Annotated in this window: 16 protein-coding genes and 2 pseudogenes; 9 read left to right on the top strand and 9 right to left on the bottom strand. The window is 58.4% G+C overall.

The features are described 5' to 3' along the window. The first annotated feature begins 254 nt into the window (after positions 1 to 254). On the top strand, positions 255 to 1,505 hold the full coding sequence (locus ACTIEN_RS14155; RefSeq protein ID WP_439523797.1) for an MFS transporter: 1,251 nt from the start codon (positions 255 to 257) through the stop codon (positions 1,503 to 1,505). A gap of 92 nt (positions 1,506 to 1,597) precedes the next feature. Beyond that, positions 1,598 to 2,173 (top strand): carboxymuconolactone decarboxylase family protein, encoded by a 576-nt coding sequence (locus ACTIEN_RS14150; RefSeq protein WP_439523796.1) that lies wholly within the window; start codon positions 1,598 to 1,600, stop codon positions 2,171 to 2,173. Here ACTIEN_RS14150 and ACTIEN_RS14145 read toward each other — a convergent pair. Then, complete coding sequence (locus ACTIEN_RS14145) at positions 2,161 to 3,168, bottom strand: succinylglutamate desuccinylase/aspartoacylase family protein (RefSeq protein WP_439523795.1); 1,008 nt, start codon at positions 3,166 to 3,168, stop codon at positions 2,161 to 2,163. The two genes, ACTIEN_RS14150 and ACTIEN_RS14145, sit on opposite strands and share 13 nt — an antisense overlap. Before the next feature lie 217 nt (positions 3,169 to 3,385). On the opposite strand from ACTIEN_RS14145, the gene ACTIEN_RS14140 reads away from it, so the two are divergent. From ACTIEN_RS14140 to ACTIEN_RS14125, 4 genes and pseudogenes are all read left to right on the top strand, one after another. Beyond that, positions 3,386 to 4,132, top strand: a complete 747-nt coding sequence (locus tag ACTIEN_RS14140) for an amino acid ABC transporter ATP-binding protein (protein ID WP_439523794.1) — start codon at positions 3,386 to 3,388, stop codon at positions 4,130 to 4,132. Further along, a complete protein-coding gene (locus ACTIEN_RS14135) occupies positions 4,133 to 4,978 on the top strand; it encodes an amino acid ABC transporter permease (protein ID WP_439523793.1) in 846 nt (281 codons plus the stop codon). It begins immediately after the preceding gene. A gap of 46 nt (positions 4,979 to 5,024) precedes the next feature. Continuing rightward, positions 5,025 to 5,858, top strand: coding sequence for a transporter substrate-binding domain-containing protein (locus tag ACTIEN_RS14130; protein ID WP_439523792.1), 834 nt, complete (start codon positions 5,025 to 5,027; stop codon positions 5,856 to 5,858). After that, a pseudogene (locus ACTIEN_RS14125) lies at positions 5,830 to 6,726 on the top strand (amino acid ABC transporter permease); the annotation flags it as partial. The gene ACTIEN_RS14130 and the pseudogene ACTIEN_RS14125, both read left to right, overlap by 29 nt. Positions 6,727 to 6,728: 2 nt before the next feature. On the opposite strand, the gene ACTIEN_RS14120 reads toward ACTIEN_RS14125, so the two are convergent. Then, positions 6,729 to 7,907, bottom strand: a complete 1,179-nt coding sequence (locus ACTIEN_RS14120; protein ID WP_439523791.1) for a hypothetical protein — start codon at positions 7,905 to 7,907, stop codon at positions 6,729 to 6,731. 89 nt (positions 7,908 to 7,996) lie between these two features. On the opposite strand from ACTIEN_RS14120, the gene ACTIEN_RS14115 reads away from it, so the two are divergent. Continuing rightward, entirely contained in the window at positions 7,997 to 8,944 is a 948-nt protein-coding gene (locus tag ACTIEN_RS14115) for a LysR substrate-binding domain-containing protein (protein ID WP_439523790.1), read from the top strand. A 98-nt stretch (positions 8,945 to 9,042) separates the two neighbouring features. Further along, entirely contained in the window at positions 9,043 to 10,068 is a 1,026-nt protein-coding gene (locus tag ACTIEN_RS14110) for a Rieske 2Fe-2S domain-containing protein (RefSeq protein ID WP_439523789.1), read from the top strand. Positions 10,069 to 10,071: 3 nt separating this feature from the next. Here the strand turns inward: ACTIEN_RS14110 and ACTIEN_RS14105 are convergent, their stop codons facing one another. From ACTIEN_RS14105 to ACTIEN_RS14075, 7 genes are all read right to left on the bottom strand, one after another. Then, entirely contained in the window at positions 10,072 to 10,392 is a 321-nt protein-coding gene (locus ACTIEN_RS14105; RefSeq protein ID WP_439523788.1) for a non-heme iron oxygenase ferredoxin subunit, read from the bottom strand. Further along, a complete protein-coding gene (locus ACTIEN_RS14100) occupies positions 10,389 to 11,354 on the bottom strand; it encodes a fatty acid desaturase family protein (RefSeq protein WP_439523787.1) in 966 nt (321 codons plus the stop codon). The genes ACTIEN_RS14105 and ACTIEN_RS14100 overlap by 4 nt, the downstream gene beginning before the upstream one ends. 197 nt (positions 11,355 to 11,551) lie before the next feature. After that, positions 11,552 to 11,749 carry a CsbD family protein gene (locus ACTIEN_RS14095; RefSeq protein WP_439523786.1) on the bottom strand — a complete coding sequence of 66 codons (198 nt, stop codon included), beginning with the start codon at positions 11,747 to 11,749 and terminating at the stop codon, positions 11,552 to 11,554. 27 nt (positions 11,750 to 11,776) lie between these two features. After that, complete coding sequence (locus tag ACTIEN_RS14090; protein ID WP_439523785.1) at positions 11,777 to 12,019, bottom strand: hypothetical protein; 243 nt, start codon at positions 12,017 to 12,019, stop codon at positions 11,777 to 11,779. A 61-nt stretch (positions 12,020 to 12,080) separates the two neighbouring features. Beyond that, positions 12,081 to 12,545: a baeRF12 domain-containing protein gene (locus ACTIEN_RS14085; RefSeq protein WP_439523784.1), complete on the bottom strand. Its 465-nt coding sequence runs from the start codon at positions 12,543 to 12,545 to the stop codon at positions 12,081 to 12,083. Next, on the bottom strand, positions 12,535 to 12,747 hold the full coding sequence (locus ACTIEN_RS14080) for a hypothetical protein (protein WP_439523783.1): 213 nt from the start codon (positions 12,745 to 12,747) through the stop codon (positions 12,535 to 12,537). The genes ACTIEN_RS14085 and ACTIEN_RS14080 overlap by 11 nt, the downstream gene beginning before the upstream one ends. After that, entirely contained in the window at positions 12,731 to 13,123 is a 393-nt protein-coding gene (locus ACTIEN_RS14075) for a DUF4112 domain-containing protein (protein ID WP_439523782.1), read from the bottom strand. The genes ACTIEN_RS14080 and ACTIEN_RS14075 overlap by 17 nt, the downstream gene beginning before the upstream one ends. Before the next feature lie 120 nt (positions 13,124 to 13,243). Between ACTIEN_RS14075 and ACTIEN_RS14070 the strand changes: the two are divergent. Then, positions 13,244 to 13,515, top strand: a pseudogene (locus ACTIEN_RS14070) (IS21 family transposase); the annotation flags it as partial.

Genomic DNA, 13,515 nt, shown 5'->3' with positions numbered 1-13,515 from the left:
TGATTTCCGTTCCTGTCATCCGCAGCGAGACGGACCATAGGACAAATCAAACGGGTCCGCAGGTGCGCATAATGTCCAACCATGCGGCAAGCTGAAGCAATGCGAACCGGCGCAAGGATCGTGGATCAGTTCGCAACGGCCATTGTTTTATCACCACTAATTTGGCAAACAGGAGCCAGTCAACAGAGGCTGGAGATCACGCCAAGGCTCCGATCACCCGCCGATTTTCGTGAAACTCAAGTGATGAGGATCTGATGCGCGCACATCCGCTCGAAGCTGTCCGTGCGCGCATTGCCGATTTCAAAGCCGTATTCGCCATCCCGGCTTTTGCCACCTATCAGGCCGGAAACCTGATCATGACCACCGGGTTCTGGATGCAACGGATCGCGGTGGGTTGGGTCACATGGGAACTCACCGGATCAGAGGCGTGGCTGGGCACCGTGGCTTTTGCAGAGCTGTTCCCGTCGCTGTTGACGGCCCTTTGGGGCGGATCACTGGCGGACCGGCACGATGCGCCACGGATCATGTATTGGGGGCAGATCGCCAGTGCGGTGGTGTCGGTATCTTTGGCTTTGCTGTACTTCACGGGCAACCTGACCCCCTGGACGATGGCGGGCATGATGGCGGCCCTTGGTGCGGTGTCTGGCGTCCTGCTGCCCGCGCGGCTGTCGATGGCGCGCCATCTTGCCCCACCGAAACTGTTGGCCTCTGCGCTTGCGGTAAACTCAACCGGATTCAACCTGTCGCGTTTCCTGGGTCCGGCGCTGGCTGCCGGGTTGCTGGTGGCCGGATCCGCAGGTCTGGTTTTTTCTGTCTCGGCAGTTGGTTTTCTTGCCTTGTCCGTCGCGCTTTACCGTATTCGCGATGTCCCGGCGCAGACAAAACGCGTGATCTCGGCGCAGCCGGTCAACATGCCGGCTGTCCTGCGGGATTTGATGCGCACACCGCTGATCCTTGGCGTGCTGTTGCTGCAATTGGCACAGGGTCTCTTGATTCGCCCGGCAAGCGAGCTTTTTCCGGCCTATGCCGAAGTGGCCTTTGGCCGCGGAGAAGTTGGTCTGGGTCTGTTGAACGCGGCACTGGGAATCGGCGCCATTATCGGGGCGCTCTTGATGAGCACAGCGTCAACCACACGCGGCGCATTGGTTCAGATCCTGACAACGTCCTCGCTGTTCGCATTGTCGTTGATGGTCTTTGCGGTGACGCCGTTTTTCTGGCTGGCGCTGGCGGTGCTGCTGGTTCACGGGGCAACCATGTCGTCCTCCAACATTGCCGCCCTCGCCTATGTGCAGCTGGAAGCGCCGCAAGACCGGCTTGGGCGGATCCTGAGCCTTTACACCATCATTTTCCGCGTTGGTCCGGCGCTTGGGGCATTCCTGTTCGGAATGACGGCAGAGGCGACGGGCCTGATGACAACCGGCGTCAGTTTTTCTCTGGCGGGTCTCTTGGCCACCGCGGGCCTTGCGCTTTTCCTTCTCAAACCGCGTGATACGGACAGCCGATAGACCGGCGTCCTTGATGACAAGGCCAATCGCTCTGGTTTGATCGCGTTGACCTGCTAAACAGTCTCAACCAATCCGAACCAAGGAGCGTTCCCGTGACAGCATGGATCGAAATGATTGCCGACGAAGACGCCGCGCCGCGCCTGAAAGAGCTGCTGGATCAGGCCCGCACACCGCACGGCACGGTAGACACGGTGATGCGTGTCCATTCGCTGCGCCCCGAGACGATGCACGGGCATGTCACGCTGTATCGGTCTGTCTTGCACTCGGATGACAACACGTTGCCATTCTGGTTTCTCGAGGTGGTTGCCAGCTACACCTCGATCCTGAACGACTGCACCTATTCGCTGACGCACCATTTCATGAACGTGCGCAACCTGATCAAGGACCAACCCCGGTCGGATCGCATCTTCACGGCGCTCAAGGCGCACCGTCCCGAGGACGAATTCACGGGTAAAGAGCTTGCCCTGCTGCGCTATGCCGCCAAACTGACGCTGTCGGTCGGCAAGATGGTCAAGTCCGATTTCGAGGCGCTTCGGATTGCCGGTTGCGAGGATGGCGAGATCCTTGAGGTCAATCAGGTCTGCGCCTATTTCAACTATTCCAACCGCCTGCTGAACGGGCTGGGGGCCACAACCGATGGGGATGTTGTCGGGTATTACAAAGCCTGATCAACGTCTTGCACGACAAGCAACAGCATTTCCCCCCGCGAGACCAGACCGCGATTGGTGTGGGCAAGGATCATGCCATCCTGCGGCACATGCAGACGGACCGAGGGCCGTTCGGGTTCGGTGACATGATGAAGCCATCCCGCGACATCACCTGCCGACACATCCTGACCGGCGGATAGCGCCCGATCGAACACCCCTTCGGACGTGGCATAGAGCGACGCCGCTGCATCCCTGATCTCGACGATGCGCTGCTCGGGTGGGTGTGCGGTCCCTCCCTCGATCACGCCAAGGTGGCGCATGATGTTCAAAATCCCGGACTCGGCCTGATCCGTTATCTGCGGATCCACGCCCCCGCCGCCACCAAGTTCGGTGGCGATCATCGGCACACCTGCACGTTCAGCGGCGGAATTGACCGATCTGTTGTCATTGTGGCTGCCCAGTCGCCAGATCAGCGGAAGACCAAAGAGTTCGGCCAGGTCCATATTCTTTGCCGCCAGCGCCCGATCCGTGGTGTGCGTCGGCAATGCACAGGGATGAAAGAACGACGCCTTGCCGCCCGAATGAAGGTCTATCGCGGCATCACACAGAGGCAGGATCTCGGTCTCGAGAAAATGCGCGATCATGGCCGTTGGCGTGCCGTTGGCATCGCCCGGAAACGCCCGGTTGAGGTTCATCCCGTCCAAAGGCGACACCCGCGCGGATGCGTGGACCGCAGGCATGTTGAGGGCCGGAATGGCAATGACCTGCCCGCGCAGGAGTGCCGGGTCCAGATTTTGGATCACCCGCATGATCGCCGCTGGCCCTTCGAATTCGTCGCCATGTGTGCCACCTGTCAATAGCAGCACAGGCCCGTCCGCGCCCTTTATCGACACGACCGGGATCGGGTGATAGCCAAGCGGGTTGCCGTTATCCGACCACCGCAGCATCGCGTCGCCCACCTGTTTTCCATCCCGTGAGAGGTCGATCGTCAGGCCAATGCGGCTTGGGGTTTTCATGATGTCGTGTTGCCTCTGTCCGTCCGAAGATTATCTGACGCGCATCGCGGGCAAACATCAACTCCCGCGATGCACCACAGGAGCGAACAGAATTGCAGCACATCGTCACGCGCGCCCCTTTGCAACGACAAGACCCGAAATTTTACCTTGCGCCCGCAAGGGCTTCCTTGGTTTGATGGCGGCACTCTGGGGGAAGATTGATACATGACCGTTTTGCATGTCGGCTAACGCACCGATCATCACGTTCGACCATGTCGACAAGTTCTATGGCGACTTTCACGCCTTGAAAGATATTTCGATCAGCGTTCGCGAAGGCGAGCGCATGGTGGTGTGCGGCCCATCCGGATCAGGCAAGTCAACGCTGATCCGGTGCATCAACGGTCTGGAGTTTCACAACTCGGGCGTACTGACAGTGGACGGGATCGACGTTTACGAGGACTCCAAGAACATCTTCCGCCTGCGTCAGGAGGTCGGAATGGTGTTTCAGCAATTCAACCTTTTTCCACACCTGACCGTTCTGGAAAACCTGACCATCGGCCCGATCAAGGTGCGCAAGGTGTCGCCCGCCGAGGCGGAAAAGACCGCGCGCAAATACCTTGAGCGGGTCCGCATTCCGGAACAGGCCGACAAATACCCCGCCGCCCTGTCCGGCGGCCAACAGCAGCGTGTCGCGATTGCCCGGTCGCTGTGTATGGAAAGCCGGATCATGCTGTTTGATGAACCAACCTCTGCGCTTGATCCCGAGATGATCAACGAAGTGCTCGACGTGATGGTCGAACTGGCCGACACCGGCATGACCATGGTTGTGGTCACACACGAGATGGGCTTTGCCCGCAAGGTTGCGGACACGATGGTGTTCATGGATGCAGGCGAGATCGTGGAAACCGCCCCACCTGAAACCTTCTTCACCAACCCCGCCAGCGCCCGCTGCCGGGCTTTCCTTGACCAGATCCTGGATCACTAGATGACGGTCGCGGACACCTCCTATGCCCCCAAGGGTCGCGCCCTGCCCGAACGGCAACCGATTGCGCGGGTCATCGACTCTTTCGTCTTCTCGGTCATCCTTTACACGGTGATCGTCGGAGGCATCGCCCTGCTGTCCTATAATGGCGCGCAGGCCATGGGCTATAATTGGCAGTGGTATCGCATCCCGCAGTATTTCTACACCGTCACCGAAGACGGCTTTCAGTGGGGAGAGATCAGCACCGGGCTGGTCAAGACACTGACACTTTCGGCCACCGCCTTTGCACTGGCAATCTTTCTGGGGCTCATCACCGCATTGTTGCGTCTGTCGGGGCTGGTCGTCTGCACGGCCGTTGCGATTGGGTTTCTGGAACTGATCCGCAACATCCCGCTGCTGGTTCTGCTTTACCTGTTCTACTACGTCCTCGGTCCGATCTTCGGCTTTGATCGCTACTGGGCCAGCATCCTGTGCCTTGCGGTGTTTCATTCGGTCCTGATTTCCGAGATCTTCCGCGCCGGGATCAACGCGGTTCACAAAGGTCAGTGGGAGGCAGCGACCTCGATCGGCATGTCGCGGGGGCAGGCCTATCGCTATATCATCCTGCCGCAATCCGTGCGCTTCATGCTGCCACCGATGACCGGTGAGGCCGTGCATATGGTGAAATCCTCGGCCATCGTCAGCGTGATCGCCGTGGCCGAGCTGACCACTATCGGGCGCAACATCATCTCTGACACATATATGAGTTTTGAAATCTGGTTCACGATTGCCGCAGTCTACATGGCGGTGACCCTGATCCTGTCGGTTGGTGTGTCGTTTGTCGAAAAGCGATACGCCGTAGATACATAACCCGCGTGGCCAACACCGCGCATTCTTCAGAACAGGGAGTTCTAAAATGAATATCACCAGAAGATTAATAGGTGCAGCGCTTGGCGCGGCACTGGCGGCAACAACGGCCCTGCCCGCCCTGGCGCAAAGCACCGCACAGGAAGTCGCAAGCTCGAGCGTGATCGAGACCATCAAGGAACGCGGCGTAATCAAGATCGGCCTGTCGCTGTTCAAGCCCTGGTCGATGCGTGACCTGAACGGCGAACTGATCGGGTTCGAACTCGACGTGGGCCGCCAATTGGCCGAGGATATGGGCGTTGAGGTCGAATTTGTGCCAACCTCTTGGGACGGCATCATCCCTGCCCTCGTGTCCGGCAATTTCGACACGATCATCAGCGGCATGACCGTCACACCCCAGCGAAACCTGACGGTCAACTTTACCACGCCTTATGCCTATTCCGGCATGACCATTCTGGCCAACACGGCGATGACCGAGGGTTTCACGCTTGCCGACTACAACAGCTCGGACGTCACCTTTGCCGCCCGGCGCGGCGCGACACCGGCAACCGTGATCGCGGACATGTTCCCCGAAGCCACGCTGCTGCTGTTTGACGAAGACGGCGCTGCGACACAGGAAGTGCTGAACGGCAATGCCCATGCCACGATGGCCTCTGAACCGACCCCATCCAGCGAGGCACGTCGCTATCCCGAGACGCTGAGCGTTCCGTTCAACCAGGCGTTCCAGGCCGGCGGCGAAGGCTTTGCCATCCGCAAAGGCGACCCTGACGCACTAGCGTTCTTCAACAGCTGGATCACCGCCAAGACCAATACCGGCTGGCTGAAAGCGCGTCACGACTACTGGTTCCGTGGCGATGACTGGAGTGATCAGGTTCCGGAATAACACTTCTTTTTGCCCTCCGGCGACAGGTCGGGGGGCAAATACAGGCAGGGACGCGATTGTGCTGAAACGACTGAAGAAACTTCACTGGCTCGACTGGCTTGTTCTGGCCGTGGTCGTGGGTTTCTTCGCCTATGTCTGGTGGAAGATCGAAGGCACGCTGAACTATGACTGGCGCTGGCATCTGATCCCCAACTACATCCTGCGTTTCCACACGGTCCGCGAAGAGTGGTTCGCCAACGTCCTTCTGCAAGGCCTGATCACCACCATCCGCATTTCCATCTACGCCAGCATATTGGCCGTCATTCTTGGCACAATCCTTGGCATCGCGCGCTGTGCGAAGAACCTGACCATTCGCATGCTCGCGCGGACCTATCTTGAATTTTTGCGCAACATCCCTCCGGTTGTTGTGATCTTCATCTTCTTTTTCTTCCTGTCACAGCAACTCATCACCGCCCTGAACATCGAAAGCTGGGCGCGCGAGATTGCGAGGTCCGACAACCGTGCGGGCTGGGAATTCTTCTTTGGCGACATGCGCCGCTTTCCATCGCTGGTGTCGGGCGTGATCGTACTGGCCCTGTTCGAAAGCGCCTTTGTCGGGGAAATCGTGCGCGCAGGCATCCAATCCGTCGAAAAAGGCCAGCGCGAGGCGGCGCGGTCGATCGGGATGAACCGCATGCAGGAAATGCGCTATATCGTCTTGCCGCAAGCCCTGCATAAAGTGATGCCTCCGATGGCGAACCAGTTCATCACGTTGATCAAGGACAGCGCAATCATCTCGTTGATCTCGGTTCAGGAACTGACCTTCAAGACGGTCGAACTGGTGGCCTCCACCCGGCTGATCTTTGAGGCGTGGATCACCACCGCCGCGTTTTATTTCGTGATCTGTTTCGGGCTGTCGATGCTGTTCCGCAAGCTGGAAAACCGCAAATCCTTGGACATCGCCTCAAGAACCGTCGAAGCACCGGACCGCACGCACCCTTCGACCAAACCGACATGGGCGTCGGGATGCGCAAAGATCACCGCAGCATCGGGGTATCGGTCAAGGACACCCTGTCCACCGGCCAGACGCGATGGATGGAACACACCGTTTTCCCACACCGGAACACCGTCGATCCAGATCGTTGGATCAAGCACGTTCCACGAGATTTCACCGGGCGCATAGCGGCCGCAGGTGTGGAAATGCAAAAGCCGCGGATTGCCAAAGGCCGCCCCGCCCCACCGTTCGTAGTTTTCGCAGGCGTCCTGAAGGTAACCGCATCCCGGATGAATGCCTGCATGCCACGAATGCACACAATTCCGATCAATGCCCAACGCCGAAGAAATCCGGTCATAATGCGCATTGGCCGCCGCAACATCGCGCGCTGACCCTTCGAATCCGGTCAGTCGCCCGTGGTCAAGGTGGGCCAATACCCGGCCATCAAATTCAAGCGTGTAATCCTCGTAGTATTGCGACCCCGTTCCCGTCAGAAATCCGCAAAGGGCGACATGTCCGGAAAAGCTGTGCGCCGGAACGGGTTTGAAAACGGACATCGGAAACCGCAAGACCGTGGTGTCGCCTGTGTCGATCAAGGGCATGTCCGGCTTGCCGACAAAATCAGTCCCGTTCGGACAGGTGACATGTACGGTTTCTGCGTGGGAAAACGCGTCCGTGATCAGGTCTTTCAGTTCGACCATCGCATCATGCGGTGTGGTTCCAAAGCCAGATTCCAGAAGTCCGGCATCCAGCGCGAAACTCACCACGATACGTTTGTCCCTGGGCATGTCGCAAAACCGCAACTGATCCCCGAGACGTGCAAGGAAGATGACGATATCAGACTGTGCGATCAAGGCCCGCAGCGCGTCGGGCAATGTCGTAACGCTTGGGCTGAAGCCGACATTCACGGTCCGAACCTTCAGGCCCAAGGCGTGCGCCGTTTGCACAACCGCGTCGCGGATGCTGGCATCATAATACCCGAATTCTTCCGGTTCATAGGCCACCAGAACACGTTCGCCGCGCTGCGCCCTTGCACAGTTCAGCAACATGTTCTTCGCGCCTGCCTTGGAATTCATTGGTCTTCGCTCCTGTTACAAAAAGGTTAAAATCAACAAGAGCGTTCCGCCAATTGAAAGCAGGCATAAATCGCATTAGTCTGGCTAATATGATTTTGAACCTGCCCTTTGCCGCTCTCAGAGCCTTCGAAGCCGTGGCGCGGCACGGAAGCTTTTCCGATGCGGCGGACGAATTGGGTGTTGGGCAAAGTGCCGTAAGCCAGCATGTCAAATCGCTTGAGGAATGGCTGGGACACGATCTGATCACGCGGGGTGCACGACGGTCCTTTCCGACACGCGATGGCGCACGCCTGGCGTTAAGCATTTCGGATGGGTTGGGCCAGATTTCCGAGGTGTGCGAAGACATCCGCGACAAACGTCGTGACGACAAGACCATCGTCATCAGCTGCCACCCCGGATTTGCCTTTATCTGGTTGTTTCCAAGGCTTTTAAGCTTTGATCACGCACACCCGGAATCTGCGATCTCGATCACCACAGACACCGGGCTGCGCGGGTTCGCACGCTCTGAAGCGGATATCGGCATCCGGTATGGCACGGGTGATTTTCCAGGCTACGCCGTCCAACCGTTGATGAGCGAAACCCTGTGTCCTGTTTGCGCGCCAAGCCTGCTCGAAGGGTCAAAACCACTGCGCCGCCTTGCGGACCTGGCCTTTCACACCCAAATCCGAGACGAGTTTGCGCCCACCACAACAGAGCTTCCCACCTGGGAATACTGGGCGCGCGAGACCGGACAATCCCTGCCGACTCCGGCCCGCATCCGCAGTTTCGGGCAGACCAACATGGTCTTGCAGGCGACCATCCAGGGGGACGGTGTGGCCATGGGTCGCAGCCCTTTGGTGATGGATGCGCTGGCGGATGGACGTCTGGTGCAACCCTTTGCGCAAACTGTCCGATCCCCCTTGGAATACTGGCTGGTCTACCCCGAAGACCAACGCAGACAGAAAAAGATCGCCGTCTTTCTGGATTGGATCACAGCCGAAGCAGACGCGCAGATGCGACGGCACGCATCCCTTTCTCACCGCGTCGCGAACGATTAGTCAGGTTAATCACTGCAATCAGTTGTTCTCACTGGTGCCAAAACCGGATCCGTTGCACTCTTTGCGACAACAGCTCCAGTAAGATCGAAAGGCAGCGCATGTTCATCCGCAACTGTTGGTATGTGGCCGGTTGGTCCAAGGACTATGGTCGGACGTTGAGAGCCGAAACCTACCTTGGCGACAACGTGGTCATCTACCGGACCGAGGCTGGAGACCCGGTGGCTTTGGAAGACGCCTGCCCGCACCGCAAGCTGCCTTTGTCGCAAGGCAACCTGAAAGGCGACACCGTTGAATGTGGCTATCACGGCCTGACCTTCGACTGTTCCGGGTCTTGCGTGGACGCACCCACCCAACGCGGCCAAATTCCGCGCCGCGCCGTGGTCAAATCCTATCCCGTGGTCGACCGATACCGCCTGCTCTGGATCTGGATGGGCGACCCCGACAAGGCCGATCCCGACCTGATCTTTCCGATCGAGAACTTCGAAAATCCCGATTGGGGTTATACCGATGGCGGTGTTCTGGACATTGACTGTCATTACCTGTGGGTCTGCGACAACCTGCTGGACCCCAGCCATGTCGCGTGGGTGCATGTGACCTCGTTTGCGGGGGCTGGCACCGGTGACGGTCAACTGGACGTCAGCAAGACGGACCAAGGCGTGATCGTCGCGCGGTGGATCTATGGCCAGCCTCCATCGCCCTACTATGCCAATCTCGTGAAATTCGACGGTATCTGCGACCGGCTCCAGCATTATGAAATGTGCCTGCCGGGGATTGCCTTGAACAAGTCGATCTATACCCCTCCGGGCACCGGCGGGCCGGACAGCACACCTGTGGAAAACACCCTGATCAACATCTCCTACAACTTCATGACCCCGATCACCGAAGACAAGACGCGGTATTTCTGGTTCCAGCACCGCAATACCGATCCGCACGACACCGCGGTGTCTGAACGCATGAACGCGGGCGCGCGCATGGCCTTTGAAGAGGATCGCGCGGTTCTGGAAAAGGTCCATGCAGGCATGAAAAACCCGGCGACACCGTATATCGACCTTGGGCTTGATGCCGGGGCCAAGCTGTTTCGTCAGATGGTGTCGCGCACGATAGAGGCCGAACAAACCGTCTGAGGGTCAAAGCAGGATCTGCACCATCCCGTCCACAACCCGCGTTTCAAACATCCGAAGCGGCACACGCGCCGGGGCGGCCCTGGGCGCGCCGGTGCGGACATCGAACAACCCCTGATGCAGCGGGCATTCGATAAAAGTGCCGTCGAAATGCCCGTCACACAGATTTGCCGCCCCGTGTGTACACCGCGCGAGGGCCACGAACACCCCGTCAACGGCATCGAACACCGCGAGTTCACGCGCGCCAAGCGTCACAGGCGTCGCGTCTCCCGGCTCAAGATCGCTGACCGCGATCACGTCGGTCCAGGCCTTTTCACGCGCGCTCACGCCTTGCGGACCTCACCGTCACTGCGCGGTTTGCGCCCGATCAGCTGGCTGATGATGTCGATATGCGCGCCCAGATATCCACGTTCTTCGACATAGACATAGCCGCGCAGCTTTTCGTGCAGCTTGGGCAGCGCATGAAACGGCACCGACGCCGCGTAATGATGTTCGGCATGGTAATTCATGTTCCAGCACAGAAACCGCATCGGACCCGAGGCAAGCGACGTGCGCGTGTTCTCTTTCATGTCGTCCACATTGGGTCGGCCCCCATGCTCTGTCAGGCGGATCGCGCGCATCACCGGTTCGCCCAGAAACAGCGGAATGATCCAGTACCAAAGAGGCGCGGTCCAACCCATCGCCACCGACACCACTCCCATGATCGCATAGAACGCCACCATCAGCCGCGCTTCCCGAATAATGACCGGCGCTTCGTGTTTGGTCAGGAAGGTGCGGTCTTCGTCGTTCAAGCGCCCTGATGCATTGCGGATGATCTGGGAAAACTTGTTGCGCCAATAGGGGATCGACGAAATGTACCAAAGGTATTTCCAGACCGAGATCGGCAATTCGATCAGTTCGGGATCCTGCCCCTTGAGCTGTGTAAAGGTGTGGTGATTGCAGTGCTCATAGCGGAACTGCTGGAACGGCAGAATGATCGCATAGCCGCAGATATTGCCGAAAATATCGTTGAGTTTCCGTGTCTTGAACACGGTGTAATGCACACATTCATGCTGAAGCGAAAACAGGTGCACGATCACCACGCCCTGTACGAACATCGCGGGCCATACCCACCAGCTGTCCTGGGCCACAAGGATCAGGCCAGACGTGACCGCCAGCATCAGGACAAACGCCGCAACCCGAACAAGGGCGGGCCCGTTGGAGCGGACCATCAGCGCCTTGAGCTCTCGACGCGTCAACGCGCCTTCCTGCATGGCTTGGGTGATCGGTGTGCGAACGTCGGTGGTCATGTGGGCTCCGCTGCGATGTGTCCGCAGGTTACGGCCCACAACCCGCCATCGCAATTGCCCTTGGTTGGTCATACCGTCGCGATATGCGGATCGTGTGGCATGTGATGCGATTTGCGGCAAACCCATCAATCACACACAAAAAGACGCGCGGCTGGAGGGAACCAACCACGCGTCAGGTACGTGCCTTGAAGAGAGGGTCAGACGTTGTTCAGAATCCGATCCACGGTCTGGCGCACGTCGTCTTTCGACTTGCCCAGCTTCTGCTGAAGCACACCCTCCATCTGTTCGCGATCACCCTTGGCTTCTTCAACGTCGTTTTCCGTCAAATCACCATAAGCTTCACGCAGTTGACCTTTGATTTCGGTCCATTTTCCTTCGATTTGGTCGCGGTCCATGTGGGCCTCCTGTTTGTCGGTTTCAGATCAGTTGGACGCAACAGCGTCCTCTTCGGGCGTTTCGACATCGACGGTCGGAACGGTCACGGTGACATCGCGTTCACCTACATCGACATCGCCCACCTCGGTGTCGTATTCAGGCAGCGACCCGCCATCAATCGACACGGTCGGCAGCGCGCCGTCTTCGGTCTGTTCGATGTCAACCATGTAGACGCCAAACGCCACCGCCGCGACAAGCACAACGCCCGCAAGAATTGCTCCTAGTTTCATCGCAAAATCTCCTTTTATCAGTTGGTTAACGAAGATTGTGCGAGAAAGGTTCCAAGGTTTTTCAGCCGTTTTCCATTTCCCGGCTCAACAGCGTTTCGATCTCGTCAAGTGGGTGATTGGTCAGCACTTTCGCCACATCCAGACGCAGGCATCTCGCCACTTCCGGGTGCAGTTCCTTGCGCAGTTCGCTTAGCGCCGGGCGACTGGCGACAATGATCAGATCCTTGAACCGACCCTTGTGCGCGTCCTGGTACAATTGATCCGCCACATCCTTGGCAAAGCGCTCTTTCTCAAGCTGGTGCCAATCGGTGTCGTCAACGGAAGACCGCTGAACCGACGGACCATCGTTGAACCGTCCGGGGCGGTTGGCCGCCCAGTCCTGCGCTTTGGGATTGTCCTGTTCTTCCTTGTCACGGACGACAAGATTCATGTCCATGTCGTCACCCTTGTTGACCAGATACAGCGCCTTTTCGCCATCGACGATCACAACCCATGCATTTTGCGGAACACCTGACTTACGACTCATTGCTGTCCTCCTCATCTTCCATGGATTTCGTCACCCGAGTCGCGCCCGCCGGGCGTTCTTCGGTGCGTTTCATCTCGTCTTTCGTGCCCACCGTGCGGGCCAGACGCCCACCGCTGCGGCCTTGCTGCGCAACGTCGCTTTTGTCGCCCAGGATTTCTTCGGTCTCGCGACGTCCGTCTTTAGATTTATGCCGTTCGGCCATGTGCCACCTCCTCAGAGCTTGCGTGAATGATTTTGCGCTGCATGTCCGCCCGAAGCAGCGCGACGTTTTTCTTGTGGGATTTGAAAGCGATGTCGAACATGTCCCCCAAGATCGGGATGCCGCCGACAACCAGGTCGATCCCTGCGTTTGCGCCCATCCGCACCAGGGTGCGTTTTCGGGCACCCAGTTGATGGCCCTGCCAGATCATCCACCCGGCAGGAATGGTCGTGATGGCGTCACCCAGACCAGGAACAAGACCAAGTATGGAATCCCAACCGACGCGCACGCCGATCCCCGGCAGGCGAAAGCGACTGTCCAGAAGACCCGCGACACGTTCGATACGCGCCATCCGGTCCACAGCGTCAGCGGCGGGCAATGATGTGAATCCCGGAGACAAAATGCCCACAGAAACGGTCTGATGATCTGACCGTCGCGGAGTAAAATTCCGCAATCTGACACCTGAAGCCGATGAGCGGAGGGTGGGGAGATGTATTCTGTGGACTTATACAACCGTGTCCGTCGGGCGTGCCATGTTGATGGTATGAGCAAAAGTGCAGCTGGTCGTCTTTTTGGGATCGACCGCAGAACGGTGGCAAAGATCCTGCTGCACTCGGTGCCCCCAGGGTATCGGCGAACTGCTTTGCCTGTCCGCCCGAAGCTTGACCCATTCATTCCGATTATCGATCAGATCCTGGAAGACGACAAACGGGTTATCAAAAAGCAGCGTCACACTGCCAAACGTATCCATGCCCGGCTTCGGGACGAGCA

Source organism: Marivita sp., assembly GCF_051859345.1.
Classification (GTDB): Bacteria; Pseudomonadota; Alphaproteobacteria; order Rhodobacterales; family Rhodobacteraceae; genus Marivita.
Note: the sequence above shows the minus strand (reverse complement) of the source record. Positions and strands in the feature narration are given on the sequence as shown.

Coding starts and splice junctions, on each gene's coding strand:
- ACTIEN_RS14155 (WP_439523797.1), top strand. CDS start 255: ATGCGCGCACATCCGCTCGAAGCTGTCCGTGCGCGCATTGCCGATTTC.
- ACTIEN_RS14145 (WP_439523795.1), bottom strand. CDS start 3,168: ATGAAAACCCCAAGCCGCATTGGCCTGACGATCGACCTCTCACGGGAT.
- ACTIEN_RS14140 (WP_439523794.1), top strand. CDS start 3,386: ATGTCGGCTAACGCACCGATCATCACGTTCGACCATGTCGACAAGTTC.
- ACTIEN_RS14135 (WP_439523793.1), top strand. CDS start 4,133: ATGACGGTCGCGGACACCTCCTATGCCCCCAAGGGTCGCGCCCTGCCC.
- ACTIEN_RS14130 (WP_439523792.1), top strand. CDS start 5,025: ATGAATATCACCAGAAGATTAATAGGTGCAGCGCTTGGCGCGGCACTG.
- ACTIEN_RS14120 (WP_439523791.1), bottom strand. CDS start 7,907: ATGAATTCCAAGGCAGGCGCGAAGAACATGTTGCTGAACTGTGCAAGG.
- ACTIEN_RS14115 (WP_439523790.1), top strand. CDS start 7,997: ATGATTTTGAACCTGCCCTTTGCCGCTCTCAGAGCCTTCGAAGCCGTG.
- ACTIEN_RS14110 (WP_439523789.1), top strand. CDS start 9,043: ATGTTCATCCGCAACTGTTGGTATGTGGCCGGTTGGTCCAAGGACTAT.
- ACTIEN_RS14100 (WP_439523787.1), bottom strand. CDS start 11,354: ATGACCACCGACGTTCGCACACCGATCACCCAAGCCATGCAGGAAGGC.
- ACTIEN_RS14095 (WP_439523786.1), bottom strand. CDS start 11,749: ATGGACCGCGACCAAATCGAAGGAAAATGGACCGAAATCAAAGGTCAA.
- ACTIEN_RS14090 (WP_439523785.1), bottom strand. CDS start 12,019: ATGAAACTAGGAGCAATTCTTGCGGGCGTTGTGCTTGTCGCGGCGGTG.
- ACTIEN_RS14085 (WP_439523784.1), bottom strand. CDS start 12,545: ATGAGTCGTAAGTCAGGTGTTCCGCAAAATGCATGGGTTGTGATCGTC.
- ACTIEN_RS14080 (WP_439523783.1), bottom strand. CDS start 12,747: ATGGCCGAACGGCATAAATCTAAAGACGGACGTCGCGAGACCGAAGAA.